This is a genomic window from Elusimicrobium sp. (assembly GCA_015062115.1).
GTDB lineage: Bacteria > Elusimicrobiota > Elusimicrobia > Elusimicrobiales > Elusimicrobiaceae > Avelusimicrobium.
Genome location: SUVG01000001.1, coordinates 29,390 through 52,512, shown reverse-complemented (window position 1 = coordinate 52,512; position 23,123 = coordinate 29,390). Strand labels below are relative to the sequence as shown.

The window sequence follows — 23,123 nt, the reverse complement described above, 5'->3', positions numbered from 1 at the left end:
CTATTTATGAATATAAAATTAAAAGTTTTAACCGCTTGTTTAATGGTCGGTCTTTTGGGTGCCAATGCTTACGCCGGGATTGATTCCGATGCCGGTACTAATGCGGCGGCCTTCTTAAAGATTGATGCCGGCTCCCCCAGAGCCCAGGCCTTAGGTAATGCCTATGTGTCTATCGCGGACGGCCCGGAAGCTTTGTTCTGGAACCCGGCCGGGGCGGCTTCCGCCACTACGCGCGAACTCCAATTTTCTTACTTGGATTATTTGCAAGGTTATAAAGCCCGCACCTTGGCTTACTTGCAACCCATTGGTAAAACTATTATCGGGGTAACCGTAAACTATATGGATATGGACGGTTTCGATTTCCGCGATGATTACGGCCAACTCCAAAGCGAATCGGGCACTCCCGTGCGCAACTTTGTCGGGACAGTTTCTTTAGCCCGCGGTTTTTTTGGCCAAAAACTCCAAATCGGCGGTACGGCTAAATATATTACGGAACGCTTGTACAACGGTACCGACTATAACAATTACGACAATGTCGGCTTTGATGTGGGGGCGAAATTGCGCCTCGTCAATTGGCTCGGTTTGGGCGGTGCTTTGGTAAACATCGGCGATAAGGGCGAAATGCCGCGCGGCCTTCGCTTAGGTGCCGATATCAACACCCGCTTTTGGACGATTTCCGGCGAATACATGAAATACCGCGACGATAAAGCCCGTTATGGGGTAGGGTTGGAAGTGCATATCCCCGAAGATATGCTCCAAGTGGCCCGCTTTGACTTGCGCGTAGGTTATTATAGCCGCGAAGATACGGGTATCAACACCGAAGACTCTTGGGTTGATTCGGTCGGTTTGTCCGAAACCTCTAAAGTCTCTTTCGGTTTTGGTATTTACAGTTCCGAACTGTTCGGTTACGGCGCTTCTATTGACTATGCCGTCACCCCGTTCGGTGCTTTGGGAACTTCGCAACAAATTTCTCTTGCGATTCAGTTCTAATGTATGAAAAAAAGGATATGGTCGCTTAATAAAAAAGGTCAAACCGCAGTAGAGTATATTGTTGTGGCGGCGGGGCTTTTTTCGGCCATTATTTCCTTTTATGTGCTGTATTCGCATTTAGTGCCCCAACAGTTCGACCAAGGGGCCAAAGTAATTTTGATGGAATACGATGGTAGTAGATAGTTTTAAAAAAATTAGGAGGACTCATTATGAAGTTTATCGTTGCTTTGCAAAACAAAATGGACAGCGTAAAAGCGCAAGCTTTGAACTGCCTGAAAAGAAAAGAAGGCCAAAACACGATTGAATACGTGCTTATGCTCGTAGTAGTCGTGGGTGTGGCCGGCTTGGCTGGTGTGCTTATTAAAAAATTCATGCCGGATTTGTTTGAACAAGTCAAAGCCAAAATCACCGGTAGCATGAACGAAATGTAATTTGAGGCCTTATGAACTTTTGTAAGAAGCGTGGCGGGCAGGTTACTGCCGAGTTGATGCTCATATTACCGGTATTCATGTTGATGATTTTTTTCGTCCTTGAATACGGCAATATCGCCTATCACTCCATTATTGCTACCCACGCTTCTTACGAGTTCGCCCGAATCGGTTCGCTGGTAGCCGTTAAAAAACCCAGTGGCCGACCGGATAGAAATGTAATTAGTCAAAAAATAAATCAAGCCAAGCAAAAAGTGTTTGGCAGCCGGGCGGGAAGCATCGGGGTAAGCATAAAAGTGGAAACCACCGGAACAGACCCGATGTACAAAAGACACCGCCATGAAGATGTAATCGTTACGGTTACTTATCCCGTACGACTGATGTTCCCCGGTACCAGTTATATTTTGGCCAGCGAGCCCCGCCGGGAAGGTATAAGACGCGTAAAAACCAGCGCGCGTATGCCGATTGAAAAAGCGTATTTGAGTTCCGATACGAAATAGATTTGAATTATAAATTTGCAGGTAGTACTTAAGGAGACAAAATGAAGAACAGAGGAGTTTTACTGCCGTTACTAGTAGCCATTGCGGCTGCTGTTGTGTACGCAATGATTGTCAGCAGCGCGGAAAAGAAATTGAACGCGTCCAAAAACATCAAACAGGTGTTTGTACCTATTCGCGATATTAAAGAACGCGAAGTCATCAAGCGCGACTTTGTAAAACCCGTGCCCGTACCGGCCGCGTATTTGCAAAAAGATGCGTTTACTTACACCACCGATGCGGACTTCCGTGCCATTGAAAACGCGGTAGCGCGTATTCAAATCCCCAAAGGAAACCAAATTTCTAAATATGCCATCACCTCGTTGTCTCCCGAGGCGGGGCTTTCCAGCAAAATTCCGGTGCAGATGAGGGGCTTTCTTATTAAAGTTCCCGTGGAAACAGCCGGTATGATTAAGCCGGACGATAACATCGACGTCCTGCTTACCTTCGAAGCCCAAATGAAGAGCGGTACCCGCCAAAAAGTGACGGTAACCCTCCTGCAAAATGTAAAAGTGTTGGGCGTCGGTTCCGATTTGGGCCAAGGCTTAGATGCCAAAACTGCCAATGCCATGAAGAACAAAGAGGAAGATGCTGCCGCCTATTCCGATAGTTCTGCCTTGTCGTTGGCTCTTTCCCCGCGTGATGCGCAGTATTTGGCGCTTGCCCAAGCGGAAGGGGACATTTCGGTCATCTTGCGTTCTCACGGCGATGTGACCAACTACTTGATGGAAATTGCCACTTTTGAAAAATTATTTCAATAATTAGCACAGGAATAACCATGAACATAAAGTTGATTACAAAAGTTTCTTTAGCGGTACTTCTTTTAAGCGTGCTGTTGCCGTCCGGCGCGTGGGCCAAAAAAACGCGTTTGGTGGCGGTCAGCGCCGATGTGGTGGAAATCAGCGGAACCATGCAGAGCGTAAAGGGTTTCTCGTGGAACCAATTGTTCGATTTCGAAGAAGCCACCATCGAAGGTATTTTATCCTTGGGTGAATTTGAACGCAAAACCGCGGTTACGACCCGTCTTCGTTTGATGGAAACCGAAGGCCGCGCCCAAGTACTTTCCAACCCTAAAATCGTTACCGCTTCGGGTAACAGTGCTAAAATTACGGTCGGCGGTAAAATCCCGATACCAATTGTAAACAATCAGGGGGTCGGTTCCCAATTGGAAGAATACGGTATTTTGCTTAACGTTCTTCCCACTATTATCCCGGAACGCAACAACATTATCGATTTGCAAGTACAGTTGTCCGTCTCCACCGTGGACTATTCCAGAACGGTTGTAATCGGTACGGCTACGGCCCCTTCGTTTACCAACCGCGATTTGGAAACCCATGTGGAACTTAACAGCGGAGAAACGTTGGTAATCGGCGGGCTCAAGAGCAGTGCCCGCAACGTATCCGAAGACCGCGTACCCTTCTTAGGCCGCATTCCGCTTATCGGTCTGTTGTTCAAAAACAAAGACGTTACGGAAGAACAACGCTCGCTCTTCCTGTTCATCACGGTTGAAATCGTAGAATAGTTTACATTATGGCAGAAAACGAACTCCAAAAACCAGATTCAAAAATTATCGCGTTTTTCGGCCCGAAGGAAGGCGCCGGAAAAACGACGCTTGTGCTGAATTTGGCCCTCGGTTGGGCCGGGATTCAAAAAAGACCGGTACTCATCGTGCCGTTGGATCCGCTTGCGCGCGAAGAACATAATTTCTATTTGGATATTAAAAAACCCGTAACGGTGGTGGATATTTTGCAAACCTTGGGTAATACCAACATCGCCGTAGTGGGGGGACTTCTCCGCGGTAAAATTTCCATGTCCCAATGGGGCGTGGGGATTTTGCCTTTGGGAAGAACTCATACGCAGATTTCTTCTTTGAGTCCCAAAATTTTAATTCCTATTTTGTCGCGTCTGTCGCAAACTTTTGATATCTTTTTGGATGTCGATTCTTCTTTTGCCATGCAATCGTTCGCGTTTGACTTGGCCGATAAAGTGTTTTGGGTGTCCAACGCTACTCGTACACATCTAAATTCTACCGTACAACTTTTTAACGACTATAAAGAAAAACTTTATCCCATGGATCGGGTGAGTGTCATTTGTAACTCGTATGATATGCCCGGCTCTATTCCTTACGAAGAAGTAGAACGCTTTTATTCCTCGTTAGGGCGCGAAGTAGATGTATTCTTGCCGTGGGACGAAAATGTAATGGCCACTTCCAATCGCAAGGAAGTGGAAATTATCGTTAATCCTCAATCCGAGTGGGTGAAAGGGTTACGCTTGGTGTTAGCCAAAATACGCGATTTGAAACCCGCTCCCAAAGATTGGACGGCTTCCGTAACGGACGAAGAGTTTACGCAAGCGGCCAAAGATGTGTGGAGCCCTGTTCTGTTTGACGATGGTAAGACCGGGGCCGCCAACGACCATATCGGCGCGCCGGAAGAAGAAGCCGGAAAGACCAAAATGTCTTTCTGGGACGATTTGAAACAAAAAATCCACAAAGAAGTGGTTCATACCCTGGAAATCGAACATATCGTCATCAGCGACGAAAGTTCCGCCAGCGAACAAACCCGCAAACGGGTGGCCGCCATTGTGGACGATATTTTGCAAAAACAACCCAACCTGCAGTTTTCGCGTGACCAACGCGCCCGCTTTACTTCGGAATTGTTGGACGAAATTTTAGGGTTAGGGCCGCTGGAAGTCTTAATGCGCGACCCGGCCGTAACCGAAATTATGGTCAACGCCTTTGACAAAATTTTTATCGAACAAAAAGGTAAGTTGACCTTAACCAAATACAAATTTAGAAATAACGAACAAGTGGTACAGGTAATTAAGCGTATTGTGGCCCCGCTCGGCCGCCGTATTGACGAATCTGTACCGCTCGTGGACGCCCGTTTGAAAGACGGTTCCCGTGTAAACGCCATTATCGCGCCGCTTGCTGTATCCGGCCCGACACTGACGATTCGTCGTTTCTCCTCCAAACCTTTCGGGCCCGAAGATTACTACCGTTTCGGTACCATCAGCCCGGAATGTATGGAATTTATCAAAAAATGCGTTAAGATTCGCAAAAACATCATTGTTTGCGGTGGTACCGGTACCGGTAAAACCACTTTCTTAAACGCTATTTCCGGTTATATTTCCAATAACGAACGTATCATCACGGTAGAAGATACCGCGGAACTTCGTTTGCAACAACCGCACTGGGTTTCTTTGGAAAGCCGTCCGCCGAACGTGGAAGGCAAAGGGGCCATTACGATTCAGGATTTGGTAAAAAACTGTTTGCGTATGCGTCCTGACCGCATTGTAGTAGGGGAGTGCCGCGGCGGAGAAGCCTTGGACATGTTGCAAGCCATGAACACCGGTCACGAGGGTTCGTTGACCACTATTCACGCCAACACGCCGCGTGACGGTCTGTCCCGCTTGGAAGCCATGTGCATGCAAACCGGGGCCGATTTGCCGATTTTTGCTATTCGCGAAATGATTTCTTCCGCCGTTAACATGATTGTGCAGTTGTCCCGTTTCTCGGACGGTTCCCGTAAGGTAACCTATATTACCGAAATGCACGGGCAAAAAAATAACGAAATTCAATCTACCGATTTATTCCGTTATGTACAAACGGGTGTAGATGAAAACGGCAAAGTACAAGGGGTATTTGCTCCAACGGGTAATTTGCCGACTTTCTTTGAAGATTTCGCCGCCAAGGGCCAACCTGTACCCGAAGAAGTATTTACCAAAGGGGCGGTGCCGCTTGATGAAAACGGCGAACCGGATTTGAACGCGGTTAAACGCATGAAGGCGGCCCAACAGGAGGCTGCCGCCGCGCCGCAAACACCGCCGGCTCCGCCTGCTGCACCGAAGGCTTAATTTTTACGGGATTTTACATGACGAAAAAAATTCAACTGATTGTACTGGTACTTATGATGTTGGGCATTTTTGTGCCTGCCACATTGGACGCGCGTGCGTTAAATTCCAACGACCGCCGTCGTATTCAATGCGCGCAGGATAAAATGCGTATTTTGGCTGAATTTTTTGATGTCCAGTTGCCTGCAGATAAAAAAGTGTATCAGTTGCCCAATGTATGCGGCCCTTCCAAAAAAGAAATCCGCATGCCGGAGTGGTTTGGGGAAGAATTGCCCAAGTTGGAAGCCAACAAAGTAGTGTATGTGCCCAATGAAGGAACCTACAGCGAGGCTGATTTGTGGCGCCAGGCCTTTTCCAACATTTATCTGTATTTGGATCGTGCCGATAAGTCGTTAGACCCCAACCAACCTGTAGTGCTTGAACAACTTTCCCGCGGATATGTAGGGAACCGCATTAACTTGATGGCCACTTTAGACCGCTTGAATAAAGACTTGTCCCGCGGAAACAAGATGGTTATTATGAAAGACAGCCTGGGCGGTCGTGCGCGCGGTATGTTGGCTACCATGGAAATGATGAACAACGAATTTTTCAGTACGATTGAATCTTTTTCCAGCCCGCAGGCCGTAAGAGACAACAAATACCGTCAGTCCGTTATGGCGGTGGTAACGCTGGCGAACCACTTGTTCTCTCAATTTAGAACGAGCCCGATTCCCGTTTATCCGCCCAAACCGGAAATCTACAAAACCACGCCGGCCGATCGCGCTTTTAGTTTATTTTTAACGCTCCTTGGCTCCGCTTTGGCCGGGTTTGCCGTCTATTCGTTATTGGATAACAAACGCGAAGATATTTTGCGTTTGACGGCTGACTATAAACAAAAAAGCATGGCTTGGGCGGAAGACTTCAACCGCCAGTTCGTTACCATTGATGTAAAGTATATTGTATTCGGTACGATAGGCGTGTTTTCCCTGTTGGGGTTAGCCCTGGGGGTGATGACCGGCGGATTTGGCGGTGTGCTGGTATTTTTGTTGGTTGTATTTGGCGGGGCGGTGCTCAGTATCCGTATGCCTGCTGCCGTGCTGGATACCTTAAAAAAGAGCCGCGGTAAAAAAATCAATGCCCAACTGATGGATTCACTGATTTTGCTTTCCAACTCGTTGCGCTCCGGTATGGATATTGTGCAAGGGTTTGAAATGGTTTCTAGAGATATGTTACCGCCTATTTCCGACGAATTTGGTTTGGTGGTTAAAAACTATCAATTGGGTACTCCTTTTGAAAAAGCATTGGACGGCCTTTCCGAGCGTGTGGACAGCCGCATGCTTGCTTATATTATCAAGGCTATTATTATTCAGCGTCAGGTGGGGGGTAACTTAACCGTCATTTTCTCCCGCTTGGTGGAAAATATCCGCGAAGAAAGTAAACTGGAAGAAAAATTGCAAGCCATGACGGCTCAACAGAAAATCCAGTCTATCGTGGTCAGTATCATGCCGTTTGTAATGATGATTGTTATGTTTATCTTCAACCCCAGCCAAATGATTGGTTTCTATACCAGCCCGATCGGGATATTTGTGTTTATGTTCTGTATCATTTGGATTGCTATCGGTATGAAAGTGCTGAAGAAAATGGGTGAGGTGCGGGTATAGCGTATGAACAGTTTAGCATTTACTTTAGGGCTTAACCTGTTGTTATCAATCGGTATTTTTGCCGTATTTGTTGCCGTATTCGGTTTGTTGGCCCCCAAAGATAAAAAAGAAGAGATTGTGGACGTGGCCGTTCGCCGTTTCAAATCTACTTCCAGTTTTGCTCGCTTAAAACCGGAAGAAAAGATTATGGACCGTTTGGCCGTTTTCTGTTTGCAGAACTTCCATTTGGAAAAAAGTTTGGAAGAAATCCATATGCAGTTGGGAAGCCCGGATAATCCTCAGCCGGTGGATATCTTATACACTAAAATTATCGCTTCCTTGGCTATTCCGGCGGCAATTATGCTTCTGTTTCAGTCTATTTGGCCGGTTTTGTTGGTGCCGTTGTGCTTTAATGTGCCCGATGTTCTCTTGAAAAGCAAAATTCAGCAACGCCAAGCGGAAATTTTGGGTAACTTTTCTACCACGGTGGACTTAGCCGCGCTTATTATCGAATCCGGTTTGGACTATTTAACCGCTTTTGAAAGAATTATTAAAATTGCCAAAGAAAAAACAATTTTGGAAGAAGAATTGGAAAAAACAATCAATGAAATCAAACTGGGGTATTCGCGTCGCGAAGCGTTGGAACGTTTCTCGGCTCGTACCGGGGTGCAGGAAGTTCGTTCTTTGGTCGGTCTTATTATTCAGTCCGATGAACTTGGTACCAGTTTGGTAGATTTGCTCCGCAACTTCTCGTCGGACTTGCGCTCCCGCCGTTTAAGCCGTGCCGAAAAGTTGGCCGCGCAAGCCTCTACGAAGATGTTGTTCCCGATGTTTATGTTCATCTTCCCGACGATTTTTATTTTAATTTTAGCGCCAATGATTATGGGCCTTGTCAGTGGCGGTATGGGCTTTTAGAGGATAAATTATGAAAAGATATTTTACTTTAGTATTAGTTTGTATGCTCGCAGCCGTGTCGGTGCGCGCGGCGGCTACTTTCCGCAAGGAAGTACCGGTTCGTCAGCATGGAAAAATGGAAGGAATGCTCCTTGATTTGGGCAAAATTTCCATGGGGACACTGAACGATGTGGAAGAAAAGAAACAGTATCTTTCTACCGTTCAATTGGAAAAACAACGCATACAAAACTATACCTTGCGTATGGTATACGAAAACGCCTACCAACTGTATAAATTGGGCGATTATCAACGCGCGCAAGAAATGGCCCAAACCATTTTAAGCATCGATCCTAACTTCAAACAAGCGCAAACGCTTGCCCAACAGGCCCAACACATGGGTACTTACGGCACGATTTCGGAATCGCAGGTAGTGGAAGCCAAATTCCAAGAAACAATTCGCCTGTATGATAGCGGCCGCTTGGTAGAAGCCAACGATAAATTAAATGAAATTTTAACGATTCAACCCGGCAATTCCAAGGCCCAGGCCTGGAAACGCAAAATCGATTACGATATTGCCAAAGAATATTCCCGCCGCGGGGAAGTAGCCTACAAGGACGGCGATTATCAAAAAGCGTTGGACGCTTGGTACAATGCACTTTTGATGCGCAAAGACGACCCCGATTTGGTAGCCAAAATTTCCGAAACGGAAAACAAATTACGCAAACAAGAAGTAGAATCTTCCATGAAACAAGCCTTGGAATTTTACAATAAAGGTCAATATGTGGAAGCCTATGCCGTATTTGAACGAATTACCAAAATTCAACCCGGCGATGCGCGCGTGCAGAAGTATATGTCGCAATTGAAAAATGAAATTGCCGCCGGTTACTATAATGCCGGTAATCGCTCTTACAATGCCAATCGTTTTGACCAAGCCATTTCTTATTGGACTAACGCCAAGAAATGGGGGGCTGATTCTTCCAGCATGGACGGCCTTATCAAGCGTGCCCGCAATGCCAAAGAAAATCGCTTGCGCGTGAAAAAAGAAGAAGCCGAGCGTGCGCAAGAAGCCGCTAAACAAGCCGAAGAAAAAGCCAAAGAAGCCGAAGCCGCTGCCGAAAAAGCCGCCGAAGAGGCTGAATTGGAACCGATCGAAACTCTTACTGTAGAAGGAAATGTTCCCGGTATGGTGGGGAGCACGGTTATCCCCGGCGCAATCCCCGGTTCCACAACAGGAACAGTAGCAGGCGGTTTGGAAACGAACGAAACTTTACCCACTTTGGGTGGCACGATGACCCGTGTTTCCGCCGAAGCCAGTGCGGCTTCCCGCGCTAAATACATTGAAGGATTAGACGCTTTTAACCAGGACGATTACGAACGTGCCCGCCAAGCCTGGATTGTAGCCAAACAATTGGACCCGGGTAATACCGATGCCGACTTGGGTCTTCGCAAAGTGGAAGAGTTAATGAAATAAGAGGGGAAACAGTATGAAATTAACTTCCAAATGGTTTTTATGGTTCGTATTGGTAACGGTGTACGCCTCTATCATTGGCGGACTGTTCTATTACAACCTGTTCAAATTTGTTTTTGATAAAAAACTCCAAAACGAAATGGTGGAAATGGTTCGTTTCCGTGCGCCGGCTTTGGTGCAATGGTTAGCCTCTCGCCCCACCGGGGAAGCCACTTTCCGCGAAGCGGAAATTATGAAGAGCCTTATGCGTAACGACGACCGTGTGAAAAGTTTGATTTATCTGAACGCAAACACTACCGTTCGTTGGCACGAAAACACCAAGTTTTTGGGCATGACCGCCAAAGATTATAACAATACCGTCGGTTTTGATACCAATGCCGTTTCCCAAGCCTATCAGGATCGTTTGCCCAGAGCCTTGCTCTTCGGGGACGGTAACCACTACGATATGGCTATTCCGCTTTTGGCGAAGGATAATGTGATTGCGGGTATGATAAACCTGACTGTTTCCCGTGAAAGTGCCCGTAAACTGATTCACTCCTCCATGATTCGCTATGCCTTCGGGGCGTTTATTATGATTTTGTTAATCGGCGGCGTGTTGTATCTGTTCTTGTTGCTTAAAATTATTCGTCCGCTGGGCAGTTTGAAGGATAGTATAGAAGCCGTGTCACTTAACAACCTGGTTTTAGCGTTCCCGGAACGTCGGGACGAAATCGGTGAAGTGGCGGGGGCCGTTACCGGGTTACTCGGTAAGATTCGCGAGGATATTAAGAGTTTGGAAAATGTAGAAATCATGTCCTTGGAAAAAGAACAAAAATGGTGGAAAACCATTTTGGCCGTTACGGTGCCGAAAGGCTCCCGTGCGCTTGTTATCGACGAAAACAACAATATCCTTTACACCAATTTTGAGTTAAAAATGCCGGGCAAAGAAAAAGTCCACCTATTGGATATTTTTGACGGACGGCAACAGGAAATTATTCAAGTAGTAGGGGAAGCGCTGGAAAACCCGACCAAAGTGTTGCGTGGAAGCGTGCTGAATAAAGATGTAAAATGTCTGGTAAAAGCCGTTCAATTGCCGGACGATGCCGGTAAAAACCGTATTGTTTTGGTGTTGGAACCTGAAAAATAAAAGAGTTTGAGGAGATTTAGGAGAAAATATGAAAATAGAAATCAAAAAAATTAACCTTTCGACGGTCTTGTTTTCTGTCTTTCCGCTGGCAGTATTCGTGGTAATGCTGTTGAGTGCATGTGTGGAAATTTTTAACCCCGAAGCCGCCATTTCCTTCGCTTATATTATGGGGCTTATTATGCGTGCTATTCAAGGCACTTTGATTGCCTTGGTGTCTGCGGTATTTTTTGTGTTGGCCTACAACGCTTTTTGTGCCCTCGGTATCCGCGGCGTTCGTGTCGATTTGGAAGATAAATAAGGAGATATTTTTAATGAGAAAGATTCTTGCACTTTTTGTGTCGTGTGTGCTCGCGGGTTCTGCTTTTGCGGCGCCTGCCAAAAAAACCACGAAAGCCAAAGCCCAAACTCCGGCTAAAGTGGAATTCGTAATTGTGGAATCGGACGAATACGAAGCCGGTAAAGAAGATGTCCAATTGACTGCCGGTATTGCCGGTTTTTTGGGTGGGGAACCGTCTGTTACCAAGGTATCTTACAAAGAAGCGTTGGCCGACCCGAAATTGGCCAATATGGATTACAGTTTTCTGCCTCTTTATTTGGTTAAAAAGACGGACGATATCCGCACCAGATTGGAAAGACATATCCAAGCCGGTTATGCTATCGAAAGCGCCGATTTTATTGCGCTTCCCCGTCAAACCCGCCAAGGGGTTCACAACGGCAAAGAAGCCAAACCCGGCGTGATGGAAATTTTTGTTATGTCCCAATGCCCGTACGGGGTAATGGCCGAAAATTTAGTTCTTAAAGCCCAAAAAGACGGCAAATTGCCGAAAGATAAAGAAATCAAAATTCGCTATATCGTGGACTATTCCGCCGAAAGAGGTTTCTCCAGTTTGCACGGTTCTGCCGAGTGGGAAGAAAATATCCGCCAACTTTTAGTGGCTAAATATTACCCGAACAAATACTGGAAGTACTTGGAAATCCGCAACAAAGATTACCAATCCAGCCGTTGGGATAAAGCCCTGGAAGAAGCCGGTATCAATGCCAAAAAAATCATGAAGAAATTTGATACCGAAGGCATTGAACTTTTGAAAAAAGAAGCGGAATATACGAAAGCTTATTCCATCAATGCTTCCCCGTCTTTCTTGTGGGAAGGGAAAGTGTTGCTTAACTTCGGCACCGCTTCCGAAATTGACGGGTTTGGATTCTTAAACCCCAATGCTACCGAAGAAGGTGCGGCCCCTGTTCCGGCCGGCAGTTGCTAACCTTCCGGCAGATTGATATTTTCGGGGGCTGGGAAGGTATCCCGGCCCCCATTTTCAAAATTTCGCTTTCCGGCGGAGTTTTGAAATCAAAAAAACTTTGAAATGGCCCCTTCTTTAAGAGGGCATTTGCAAAATATGAAAAAGAAATTCAGCGGTTTATTTTTCAAAGCGGTTTTCGTGTTGAGCCTCATTTCTATTGTGCCGGTGCTTATCGTCGGCTATCATGTGATGAGTGCCAATAGCCGCATTTTGCAAAACGAAATCCTGCAACGCGAACAGAGCGTTGCCGGCCGTTTGTCTGCCGTAGCCCAGCAACACATTACCCGCATGGCCCAGTTGTTTTCTGTTTTTACCGATTTACATACCGATTTGGGCGGCCACCAATTTTTGAATAAAACCGATTTAGATTATCTCCGTGCGCGTAATTCTTCCATTTTTTATTTATCCGTTTTGAACCCGCAGGGGGAAGAACTTTTTTCGTCCGGCTCCCCGGCAGACAGCAAAGCTACTTATCAAGAAAATCTTCCCGCTATTTTGAAAACCTGCTACCTCCAAGGGAAAGATTATGTGGGGCGTGTATACCGCATGAAAAAGGGGCTGTTTGCGTTAATGGCTTTCCCGGTGCGCCAACATTTGGGAGATACCCGTATCGAAGGCGTTTTGGTGGTGGAAATGGATTTGGCGGAAATGGGGAAATCTCTTTCCCGTGCTTATCCGCTTGATATGAACGCAGTGGTGTCTTCTTCTACCGGAGAAGTGATTTCCTATAACGGGGCTCCCGGCGGGTTAGCCCTTTCCGAACAACCGGAACTTTCCGCTAAAGTAAAGGCTGTAAATGAACAATTAGGCGACCGTTTAAGCGGAGAAGTCACCCTGCAGAACGGCGAAAAAATTTTGGTTGCTACCGCTAATTTGCCTATGCCCGGTTGGCGCGTGTATGTGGATCAGCCGGCTAATTTGGCAACTAAACTTTTTGTGGAAAGCACGTTACACTCTTTGTGGGATTTGTTGTTTATTATTATCGGTATGGCGGCTTTTGTAGTGGGGGTAAGTTATTGGGTAATCGTGCCCATTACGCGCCCCTTGGAACGCTTGCGCCGCGCCGCTTTGGCCTTAAGAGAAAATGCCGATGTGGTGTTTACGAAAAACGATTTAGAAATTCCCAACAACGAAATCGGGGATTTGGCCACCGTGTTTTTGGAAACGGTAGAGGCTTTGCATGTGCGTCGCCAGGAAGTACTGTCGGCCCAACGCCAACTGGCGCAAGTCAATCAACGCTTGGAAAAAAGAGTGGAAGAACGCACCCGCGAATTAAAGCAAGCCACCGGGGAACTGGTAAAGGCCGAACGGCTGGCGGCTATCGGGCAAATGGCCTCTATTATCAGCCACGAAATTCGCAATCCGTTGGCGGTAATCAGTAATGCTACACGCTTAATTAAAATGCTGGTTACTTCGCCGGATCCGAAATTGGCCAAGCAATTCGGTATTATCGAAGCCGAGATTAAACAGGCTAACAGCATTATCAGCGAAGTATTGGGTTATGCCCGTTCGCGCGAACTTATTTTGTCCACGATTGATGTAAACAGTTATTTGCGTGATATCTTAAATTCCTATCCTATTTCCCGTCAAATTACCCTGAAAATGGATTTGGAATCGGAAACGGTGCGCATTAAAATCGATGCCGAAGAAATCAAACAGGCTTTAAGAAATGTAATTTCCAATGCCGTGGAAGCGATGGCCAACGGCGGAACCTTAACGGTAGGAACCCGTGTGGGACGCAGAGCCGTCTGCATTTTTGTGCAGGATACCGGCCCGGGGCTTAGTGAAGAAGTCCGCCGCAAAATGTTCGCCCCGTTCTTTACCACCAAGGCCCGCGGTACGGGGTTGGGCTTGGCGGTTGTGGGGAAAGCCATTGCCCGCCACAAAGGAAAACTGTTTATTAAAAGCGAACTCGGAAAAGGTACCTGCTTTCAAATTTATCTAAAAATTTATAAGAAAACCGGAGACACGAACTATGGAGAAGCAAGTTAAAATTTTAGTGGTTGACGACGATAACAACCTGCGAGAAACTTTGGTAGATTTGTTGGAAATCGAAGGCTACCGGGTATATCAGGCCGGGTCTGCCGCGGAATGTTTGGAAATTTGCGCCAGCGAATTTTTCAGCATTATCCTGATGGATTATAACTTGCCGGACGAAACGGGCTTGGAACTGATTCGCAAAATTCGTTCCTTTAACCAAGATACGCAAATTATCATGATTACGGCCTATGCTTCCTTAAACGCTATTATGGAAGCTATGCAGGAATCTGTGTATGATTTCTTGATTAAGCCGGTAGATTTTGATTACTTAAAACGCACCATTAACCGTGCGTTGGACAAGTATTTCCTGGAACAGGACAACAAAGAGTTGGTTGCCCAGTTAAAAACGCGCAACGAAGATTTGGACCGCTTAAATAACATGAAATCCAAATTCTTCTCTATTGTTTCGCATGACTTGTCCAATTCGCTTATGACGCTTAAAATGAGTTTTGATATGCTTAAAAAGAAACTCACGCCGGACGACGACCAGAAAAAGAAAATGATGTTTATGGACGAGTCCGTCAGTCAAATTGAGCATTTGATTAAAGATTTGGTAGATTGGGCTGCTATCGAAAAAGGAAAACTTCGTATTGAAAAAGTCCGTTTTGAATTAACCGAAAGTTTGAAGAAAACTGCGGAAATTTTCCGTGCCAAAGCCGCCAAGCGCAATATCCGCGTAACCTTTGAAAGTTGCGGGGCTTTGCCGGTGGTGGCGGATGAAAAGCGTATCCGGCAGGTAATTTCCAATATTTTGGAAAACGCCGTGCGCCACACACCCGATAACGGAACGATTGAAATTGTTGTTAGCAAAATAGATGAGAAAAATGCTAAAGTGTCGGTAGTGGATTCCGGTGACGGTATCGACCCCGAGCAAGCACCCCAATTGTTTACCAGCTTTACGCAGGTAGGCGCGATGGATCGCGTGGGGCGCTTGGGGCTTGGGTTGTCCATTGCCAAAGATATTATTATCAATCACGGCGGGCGGATTTGGGCACAGAGCGACGGCCTTGGAAAAGGCGCCTCGTTCAATTTCACATTGCCCGTTGCCAATTCTTAACATTTAACAACGCTAGGGGAGTATTGCCATGAATAAAAAGAAAAAAGTAACAGTACTTATTGCCGATGACCAAACCCTGTTTAGAGAAGGTATCCGCGATATCTTAAACGGCGAAAAATGGGTGGAAGTCGTGGGCGAAGCCGCCGATGGCTTGGAAGCCGTTGCCAAAGCCAAAAAGTTGAAACCCGATGTGGTGTTGATGGATATTAAATTGCCGAAAATAGACGGTATTAACGCCACCCGGCAGATTCGTCAGTCTTGCCCGGAAGTAAATGTGCTGATGCTTTCCAGTTTCGAAGACGAAGCCCATGTTCTTGATGCTATCCAAGCCGGGGCTAACGGTTATTTGTCCAAAATGTTACCGGCGGCGGAACTGGTTAACTCCATTAAAACTTTTACTACGGAAGGCCTCATGATTCCGCAACAACTGATGGGTAAATTGTTGCATGGTTTGCGCAAAATGGGCGATGGCGGTATGCCTTCTCAAGCTACCCTTACCAAAACGGAAATCAAAGTGATGGATTATTTGGGTAAAGGGCTTAGCAATAAAGAACTGGCCAAAGAACTGAATTGCAGCGTAAAAACCATTAAAAATCACTTGAACAGTGCCTTCCATAAACTGGGTGTAAGCAGCCGCACGGAAGCGGTTGTAAAAGCCATCGAAAAAGGGCTTATCTCTTCGGAAGGAACCGTTATCCCGGACGAAGACGGAGAATAACTTTATGCGCTTAAAAAGGCTGGCAATGCGTTTCTTGCGCGCGCAACGGGGGCAGGCGACCATCGAATATGTGTTGATGCTTGCCACTATTGTGGTTATTTTGTCGGCCTTTTTAACGGCGTTTCACACGCATATCGTGCGTTTCTTCTTTACTTTTGTCGGAATGTTGCTTACTCAGTGATATGAACAACTTTATAGCCAAAACCGTATGGAAACTGAAAGACCGCAAGGCGCAAATTTTGTTGCCTTCGGTTTTGTTGGCGCCCATTTTTATTTTGGTTATTTATTTGTTGTTCGAAATGGTAAAAGTATCCGTTACCAAAATTCGTGAACAGTTTGCGCTTGATAATGCGGCCTACTCCCAAATGTCAGCCGCCAGCACCTATTTGAACGCCGTGGCAATGACCAACGGGCCGCTCCCGTACCGCGTAATGAAGTTCTATGAGAACAGAAAAATAACTGCAACAAACACAGCTATAGAAAACGGTATGCCTCCGCAAATATCGGTGTTTGATATTTTTTATAAGGGGGGCGGTGTGCCCGCTATCGGCCCGGATTATGAAAGCGGACTAAACCCTCCGCCCGCGCCGGAGTCAAACGATTGGGGCGTTCAGTATTATGAAGGCCCGATGCTAAACGCAAATGCCAGCCGCAAAGATTGGCAAAAAGAGCAACCTAACATAAATATCTCCGGGGACGACCCTTTGCCGATTATCAGCGAAGAGTTGGTAAAAAACTATTATTTTACTCACCTGGGGGAATTTGCTACAGGGGCTATTGCAGACTACTTACAAACTTACTTGACGGTAGGAGATATTTACGGGGCACAGCGTTATTCGTTTGAACAAGTCAGTAAGAACGCCATTATGTACCGCGAAGCGTACTACCTAAATGTGCGTAACTGTAAACGGGCTGATTGCGCACGCCAAAGTGCTTCTAAAATAAGACAATTTATCAATTTACAAACGGTTCCCGTGGAACTCAACAAGATAATGGTGTATATTTCCGACTCTAACGGTCCGAACAGCGCGCACGGTGGTGCGCTTTCTTTACCTTTGGAATCCAAAGACTGGAATGGAAAACCGCTTTTCCAATTTGCTTATGTTGCGCCGTCTTCCCGCACAAAACTCCGCACGCTTTCGCGCGGGATTATGCTGAAGCAAAATTATAAATTGCCGGCTAACCACTTTAATATTAATTTGGAACAAAAATATAAGCCGTATGTCCGTAACGAGGTTGTTTTATCCTGCCCACGCAACAATAATAACTGCGTGTGGCCTAATCCGTTGCCTAAATACAGCGTAACCTTAAATCCATGATGAACAAAATAGCAAACTTTTTTTCTTTTATCCGTTGTTGCAAAGGGCAAGCCACTACCGAAGTGGTGCTCTTGTTTCCGGTTTTTCTTATTTTCATTTTGTTTATTATCAAAATTTTCGGGCTTTTGGTGTTGGATCAAAAATTGGAAGTAGCCATGTTCTATGCGGCGCGTCGTTTTCAATTGCAATCGCACGAAACCGACTATTACGCCGATACCTGGGACAGGCGTTTTTTGGAAAAAGACATCAAGAAAAAAGTGGAAGATTATTTGGGTTTTAATAACGAAGGTATGCGCAAATTTTTAAGTTTGCGCGAAATTAAGCTGGATATTAACCGCTCCGGTACCTGGACGAAAATGGTGCTTACGGCCCGCACAAAGGCGCCACGTATTCGTTTTTTGTGTAATTATAATAAAGACCGCGTTTGCGAACGCGATGAAAAATGCTTGAAAGGGTACAATTTCTTGTGCGAGTCGGGGGAAGAAATTACACTGACCCGCTATATAGGTAAAAACGAGCGCCCGGCACCTTATCAACGCCCCGAAGGCAAATAAAAAGGCTCTTTATAAGACCACCGCCCAGCGGTGGTCTTTTTTCATCTTTTTTCTGTTTTCCCTTGACAAAATCCTTTTTTCTGCCTATACTAAAATAGAAAGCAACTAAACTCTGTGTTTGAGGTACCCCCCGGGTACGGTCAACAAGGGTAGTTTTTATTATTATGTAAACGAGGTTTTTATGTTCAAATTGAAACCGGGAAATGTATTCCAAAAACTGAACAAAATGGATAAAAAGCAAGCCTACACCTGGGGTGCCATTGTGTTGGTTTGTTTTATTGCGCTTATCACGCTGGCTTCCTTTATGGGCAAAGCTGATGAAGCCTCTTTTGAAGATTTCAACACGCGCGGGTACGATTTGGCGCAAATGCCGTTTTTGAACGACGAAGCGGAAGAATATCTGCTTGCTTCCAAATACCCGGATATGAAGGACAATAACTCCACCCTGCTCTACTCCGCGGCGGAAAAAGAAGCCCGCCAGGAAGAAGATGCCGCCAAAGCAGAAACGGAATCTTCCGGCCAAAGTGAGGAAAGTTATTCCTCTGACGGGGGATATTCCCGCGGCGGTTATTCGGGTGGCGGTTATAGCGGCCGTGGCGGCGGGAGCGGGGCTCCTACCGAAATCGGTCAATTAGGTTCGGCCAGTATGGGCCGTGCGGGCGGCGGTGGTGTAAATGCCACTTGGGGTGCCCCTCGCGGGGACTTTTCCACCTTCAAAAGCCAAGACAAAGGTACCGAAACGCCCATGGCTCAACTGAAAAACAAAGATGCCCGCCGTGCTTTGGCTCAATTTGCCCAAACCAGCCGTGCGGCCGCAGGCTTGCGGGACGGCAAGGCCGCCAATGCCAAACGCGCGCTTATGGGGGGGCATATTGAAGGGAGCGAAGCGTTTACGGATAACGGCATTGATTTAAGCAAAGCACAAGGGTTAGCCATCGACCCGAACGGCGATTTTTCCTCCGATTTTAAAGGAATTGCTGATGCTGTGAAAGATGCTGCTAATGCCGCTAAAGATGCTAAAGACGAGTTTAAGGAAGAAGCCATGGATCCCTTGTTGCAACAACTTTTAAGTGGTCTTATTAACTTGGGTATGAACGCCCTTGGTAACTTAATAAACACCGGTATAGATGCCGCGAAAGGTGCAATCGCTGCCAATTCTGCCATGAAACAACAAGCCAATCAATTCGCCGACGAGTTATGGGGCGCAACGGATTGGAGCAAACTAACGCCCGATCAACAGTCTTATCTTAGTAATTTAGGGATTGGGGAAGCTGATTTGGCAGGCGGTCAATCTGTCGGTACAGTTTTTACTAATAAGAAAATGGGTACTTCTTCTAATCCCGGAAGTACGAGCACCCCTTCTGTGCAAACGGGTGATGCAGGAGGCAATAATGGCGGTGCTACCCCGGCCACTACCTCAGCGGAAGCCCCGGCCTCGGAACAACCGGCGCAACCTTCTCAAAGAGATTTGCGAAGGCAACAAAAGGCCTTCCGTTCTGGATATAGAGATCACTTGAAGACTAATACGAATTTGCCACAATCTCAGGAAATGTTTGCAGCAGGTGACGCCGCACGTGCTTCATATGGTGGCTTTCGCAGTAGTTACAATTCTACTGATCCTGAAACAGACCAATGGATGGAAGAAAGAAAAAATGAATTTTATAATTCGCTAGATCCAAAGTATAAAACCAATCAATATGATCAAGAAGCAGTTAGAGGATGTTATGTCTACAATAATAACCAAAGACAGGCTTGTTTGAATCGAGCTAAACTTTAATTTTTTAGGAGGGAATTTATGAATATCTTTAAGTGGATAACCAGCCGGGCCGGAATGGCCACCTCCACCGTACTAAAAGCGGTGGGGATGACCACGGTTGTCGGTGTGGCAGGGGTTGCTGCCCTGCAGTTTTTGGACTCTCCCGCGGATAACACTTCGTTTAATCCGGCGGGTGAGTACGACCCCGGCGAAGTGGTGTATGTTGCCGGTGGCAGTGCCGGTTCTTACGGCTCCGGCGGGTACTCTATGGATGGGTATGGTAGCGGAGAGGTTGCGTCTTCCATGCGTATTTCTTCCGCGCAAATCAACCGCTTGGATCGTTTAACCCAAACCGCTCCGGAAGGTGAGGTGGCGGAGGATATTGTCGCTCCCAGTGACCCTCGCGCCTATCAAATGGGTGCATCGGAAGGGTTGGGTATGAACGCCAACGCCGGGAACGAAGCCGAACTGCAGAATAACCCCATGGGCATGATGGGGGATATGATGTCTAACATTTCTAACATTACCCAAGGTGTTCAAGGGGCGGCGGCAGGTGCAGCCCCAGCACAGCAAGGGGCACCCGCAGGGGCGCCTGCTTTGGCTTCTGCGCAAAAGAATTGGAGCAAAGGAGCGGCCACGGGTGGTAACGGTGGCGGAAATTCGTTTAATTCCTCTTTTGTAGTGCAGGATAGCGGCAAGTCCGGCTCTGACAAAGCTTCCAATGTTACTCCCGGTCAGGCGGCTGATGTGATGAAGCAATTTCAAGGCCAAATGGCTTCTATCCACGACGGTATGCGTATGCGTTCGCAGTCTAATTTCGGTAACACGGAAGGGTTCTCCGGCTCTTGGGACGCTTCCGTAGCCAATGCTCGTACCTCTAAAGAAGCAAACGAACTGAAGTTTATTCGCAAACGCTCTGCCGATGCGGCCGCTAACAAACACCGCTCGGCGAACGAAGGAGCGCGCGCTTTCTTGGCAAGTACCAAAATTTCCGGCGGTATGCGTATTACCGGCGAAAATGTGACCACCGGCCAAGGGCAAGGCTCTACCGATGTTAATAACGAATATGAAACCAATCTGCGTGGTATTAAAGACTGGGCCGATGCACGCGATGCGTATGAAGAAAAACGTCAACAGAAATTAAATGAGTTGAAAGGTTGGTTCTGGGGTGCGGTGGCCATTGCCATTGCGGCTATGATTGCCATTCCGTATTTAAAGAGACTCCCTGCTCCTTGGGGTTGGATTGCCGCTGCTGCTATGGCTGTTGCCGCCTTGGCCGTAATCGTAGTTGGTTTTGTGAAGTGTATGAAATTCTTTAAGGAATTCGACGATTATGGTTTCAAGGGTTGGCCTGCGGCGATTACCATTTTATTGCCTATTTTGGCTGCCGGGGTAGGAATATCTTTTATCAAAAAGGTTTCTGATTGGATTATCAAGCAGATGGATAAGATTCTTGGTCTTGGTGAAAAAACAACAATTTTTGCGAAAGGTGCGGCGACAGGTGCAACTGCGGAAGCCGCTGCCGCTGGTGCGGCAGCTGCAAAATCGGCGGCACTTGCTGCTACGGCGGCCGGTGCCGGTACCGGTGCCGTAGTCGGTGGAGTAGGCGGAGCTATCGACTAAGGATAATCTATGCAAATCGGAAACTTAATTATTTATCCTTGGAATCGTAGAAATGCGATACCCAGAATAATTGCGATAGGGCTGTTCTTGGCGTGGGTAGCGTGGGGAATAACCATTTTCCACGAAGGAGAAGTAATTAACCAACGCTTGCAAGCCGTTCAACAAGAACAAATGCAAAAAGAAGAGCGTGCCCGTCGGCAAGCCGCGTATCAGTATGCGCAGGAACAAGCCAAACAGCAACATCGTACACAAAACGCGGTAGATGCGTTTCAATAAATGGGAGAAAAAATATGAAATGGTTTAATTTGCTAACCAGTAAAGCGGGAAAGATCGTCATGGGCTCCGGCCAATTGATGGTTGTTTCCGCCGTAGTGGGCATCGGGGCTACTACCCTTATGCACAACACCGCATCTAAAATGGCAGAAGAGCGGTTGGCCGCCCGTTCCCTTTCCGGCATTTCCAGCCAGTATCAGTATGACGGGTTACAACAACGCGGCGGTATGCTAACTTCTATCAATGTAGGCGGTGGGGAAAATTTAGCCACGGCCGAAGAAATTGCCGCCCGCGAAGGTTATGCCGACTTTGGTGCTTCCACCGCGGACGATGCGGAAGCCAATTTGGCTTATTCCATTGGAAATGCGGCACAATTTAACTCCACCGAGGGTTTCGGGCAGGATAAAGATGTGGATGTGTCCTTTTCCGGTACTCGCGCTTCCGGGGCTTCCGGCGGAAACGGAAATAATGCAGGCGGTGTTTACACAGCGGCGGCTCCTGCTCCTGCTCCTGCTTCGGCTCCCTCCGAAGCGGCCGATCGCCCGCAACTGGCTGCTGCTCCTATGGCTCGCAGTAATGCCTCGGGCGGAACTTCCGGCAATGTGTTCAATACGGCTTCCAATGCTTCCGGCTCTCGTTCCGGGGGGGCGGGTACTCCTTCTCCTACCAGAAGTTCCGGTGGTAGCGGATATCAATTTTCCGGGGCCATGCCGTCCGGCTCTTCCGCTATGGGGTTAGGAGGTTCTTCTTCCTCTTCCGGTTCTACCTTCATTGCGGGTAGCCGTAACGGAACGGTGGGAAACGGTACTCGTTCTAATAGAGAAAAAAACGAACTCAAAGATATTGCCAAACGCTCTGCGGATGCCGCAAGCAATGCACATCGCTCCGCCAACGAAGGCTCCCGTGCACTTTTGGCCAGTTATACGAAATCCGCTGGGATTGACGTAGAAGAAGCAAGCGAAATGGAAACGCCTTCTTCTTCCGATTTGGCTAACGACAATAAACGCAAATTGAAAGCCGTTGGCGATTGGGCCCAAAAACAAGATGAAAAGGCTAAAAAACAAGCCAAAGATCGCAAAACCTTAACTTGGATGTTCTTGGGGTTGATCGCGGCTACTTTGGCGGTAATTCCCAGTGCCTTCTTGCTTATTGCTAACGGACGCAGAATAATGGGTTTCGGTGGCATAGCCATGATTATTGCCGGTTGTTTATTAGTGGCGGGTGTAGTTGTTTTGGCTAGTTTGTTGATTGCCAAAGCCGCTAACTACACGAAAGAATATCAATCTACTTTCATAACGGTGGCCTCATATGTAGTGTCTGGGGCAGCATATGCAGCTATGGCTTACACTTTGGCAAAAGCCTTTACTTGTGCGATGCCTGGGAAAGACGGAAAGATTGCCTTGGACGGCTTCTTCAAACTGGCTGCCGGAGGTGCAAAGAAAGTTGGTATGATGGCAGGCGGAACTATTCTTACCAATGAAGTGACGAAAGGCATGTCCGGTGCCGGCGAAGAAAGCGCCGCTAAGAAATAACTGATAAAAACAGTTTAATCGGGGTGCCTGTACAAGGCAC

Annotated in this window: 22 protein-coding genes; all 22 read left to right on the top strand. The window is 47.1% G+C overall.

What is annotated here, in order from left to right; genetic code table 11:
- The first annotated feature begins 6 nt into the window (after positions 1 to 6).
- Entirely contained in the window at positions 7 to 990 is a 984-nt protein-coding gene (locus tag E7027_00245; protein MBE6420572.1) for a UPF0164 family protein, read from the top strand.
- Between the two features lie 3 nt (positions 991 to 993).
- Positions 994 to 1,173, top strand: coding sequence for a hypothetical protein (locus E7027_00240; GenBank protein MBE6420571.1), 180 nt, complete (start codon positions 994 to 996; stop codon positions 1,171 to 1,173).
- A gap of 26 nt (positions 1,174 to 1,199) precedes the next feature.
- Complete coding sequence (locus tag E7027_00235) at positions 1,200 to 1,421, top strand: hypothetical protein (GenBank protein ID MBE6420570.1); 222 nt, start codon at positions 1,200 to 1,202, stop codon at positions 1,419 to 1,421.
- A gap of 11 nt (positions 1,422 to 1,432) precedes the next feature.
- Positions 1,433 to 1,918: a pilus assembly protein gene (locus E7027_00230; GenBank protein MBE6420569.1), complete on the top strand. Its 486-nt coding sequence runs from the start codon at positions 1,433 to 1,435 to the stop codon at positions 1,916 to 1,918.
- A gap of 41 nt (positions 1,919 to 1,959) precedes the next feature.
- Positions 1,960 to 2,715 (top strand): Flp pilus assembly protein CpaB, encoded by a 756-nt coding sequence (gene cpaB, locus E7027_00225; protein MBE6420568.1) that lies wholly within the window; start codon positions 1,960 to 1,962, stop codon positions 2,713 to 2,715.
- Positions 2,716 to 2,732: 17 nt separating this feature from the next.
- On the top strand, positions 2,733 to 3,476 hold the full coding sequence (locus E7027_00220; protein ID MBE6420567.1) for a type II and III secretion system protein: 744 nt from the start codon (positions 2,733 to 2,735) through the stop codon (positions 3,474 to 3,476).
- Positions 3,477 to 4,060: 584 nt separating this feature from the next.
- Positions 4,061 to 5,809 carry a CpaF family protein gene (locus E7027_00215; protein MBE6420566.1) on the top strand — a complete coding sequence of 583 codons (1,749 nt, stop codon included), beginning with the start codon at positions 4,061 to 4,063 and terminating at the stop codon, positions 5,807 to 5,809.
- Between the two features lie 17 nt (positions 5,810 to 5,826).
- Positions 5,827 to 7,446, top strand: coding sequence for a hypothetical protein (locus tag E7027_00210; protein ID MBE6420565.1), 1,620 nt, complete (start codon positions 5,827 to 5,829; stop codon positions 7,444 to 7,446).
- A 3-nt stretch (positions 7,447 to 7,449) separates the two neighbouring features.
- Positions 7,450 to 8,340 (top strand): type II secretion system F family protein, encoded by an 891-nt coding sequence (locus E7027_00205; protein ID MBE6420564.1) that lies wholly within the window; start codon positions 7,450 to 7,452, stop codon positions 8,338 to 8,340.
- A 10-nt stretch (positions 8,341 to 8,350) separates the two neighbouring features.
- A complete protein-coding gene (locus E7027_00200; protein MBE6420563.1) occupies positions 8,351 to 9,790 on the top strand; it encodes a hypothetical protein in 1,440 nt (479 codons plus the stop codon).
- A gap of 13 nt (positions 9,791 to 9,803) precedes the next feature.
- Positions 9,804 to 10,913 (top strand): HAMP domain-containing protein, encoded by a 1,110-nt coding sequence (locus E7027_00195; protein ID MBE6420562.1) that lies wholly within the window; start codon positions 9,804 to 9,806, stop codon positions 10,911 to 10,913.
- A gap of 28 nt (positions 10,914 to 10,941) precedes the next feature.
- Positions 10,942 to 11,211 carry a hypothetical protein gene (locus E7027_00190; protein MBE6420561.1) on the top strand — a complete coding sequence of 90 codons (270 nt, stop codon included), beginning with the start codon at positions 10,942 to 10,944 and terminating at the stop codon, positions 11,209 to 11,211.
- A gap of 13 nt (positions 11,212 to 11,224) precedes the next feature.
- Entirely contained in the window at positions 11,225 to 12,172 is a 948-nt protein-coding gene (locus E7027_00185) for a hypothetical protein (GenBank protein MBE6420560.1), read from the top strand.
- 102 nt (positions 12,173 to 12,274) lie between these two features.
- The gene (locus E7027_00180; GenBank protein MBE6420559.1) at positions 12,275 to 14,203 is read left to right on the top strand and encodes a HAMP domain-containing protein; all 1,929 of its coding nucleotides are present in this window, start codon (positions 12,275 to 12,277) and stop codon (positions 14,201 to 14,203) included.
- Entirely contained in the window at positions 14,187 to 15,308 is a 1,122-nt protein-coding gene (locus E7027_00175; GenBank protein ID MBE6420558.1) for a response regulator, read from the top strand. Before E7027_00180 ends, E7027_00175 begins: the two co-directional genes overlap by 17 nt.
- 28 nt (positions 15,309 to 15,336) lie before the next feature.
- A complete protein-coding gene (locus tag E7027_00170) occupies positions 15,337 to 16,026 on the top strand; it encodes a response regulator transcription factor (GenBank protein ID MBE6420557.1) in 690 nt (229 codons plus the stop codon).
- A gap of 182 nt (positions 16,027 to 16,208) precedes the next feature.
- Positions 16,209 to 17,345, top strand: a complete 1,137-nt coding sequence (locus E7027_00165; protein MBE6420556.1) for a hypothetical protein — start codon at positions 16,209 to 16,211, stop codon at positions 17,343 to 17,345.
- Positions 17,342 to 17,899 (top strand): hypothetical protein, encoded by a 558-nt coding sequence (locus E7027_00160; protein ID MBE6420555.1) that lies wholly within the window; start codon positions 17,342 to 17,344, stop codon positions 17,897 to 17,899. The genes E7027_00165 and E7027_00160 overlap by 4 nt, the downstream gene beginning before the upstream one ends.
- Before the next feature lie 181 nt (positions 17,900 to 18,080).
- Positions 18,081 to 19,676: a hypothetical protein gene (locus E7027_00155; protein MBE6420554.1), complete on the top strand. Its 1,596-nt coding sequence runs from the start codon at positions 18,081 to 18,083 to the stop codon at positions 19,674 to 19,676.
- A gap of 18 nt (positions 19,677 to 19,694) precedes the next feature.
- A complete protein-coding gene (locus E7027_00150) occupies positions 19,695 to 21,278 on the top strand; it encodes a hypothetical protein (GenBank protein ID MBE6420553.1) in 1,584 nt (527 codons plus the stop codon).
- Between the two features lie 9 nt (positions 21,279 to 21,287).
- Positions 21,288 to 21,554: a hypothetical protein gene (locus E7027_00145; GenBank protein ID MBE6420552.1), complete on the top strand. Its 267-nt coding sequence runs from the start codon at positions 21,288 to 21,290 to the stop codon at positions 21,552 to 21,554.
- 14 nt (positions 21,555 to 21,568) lie between these two features.
- A complete protein-coding gene (locus E7027_00140; GenBank protein ID MBE6420551.1) occupies positions 21,569 to 23,083 on the top strand; it encodes a hypothetical protein in 1,515 nt (504 codons plus the stop codon).
- The last annotated feature ends 40 nt before the right edge of the window (positions 23,084 to 23,123 follow it).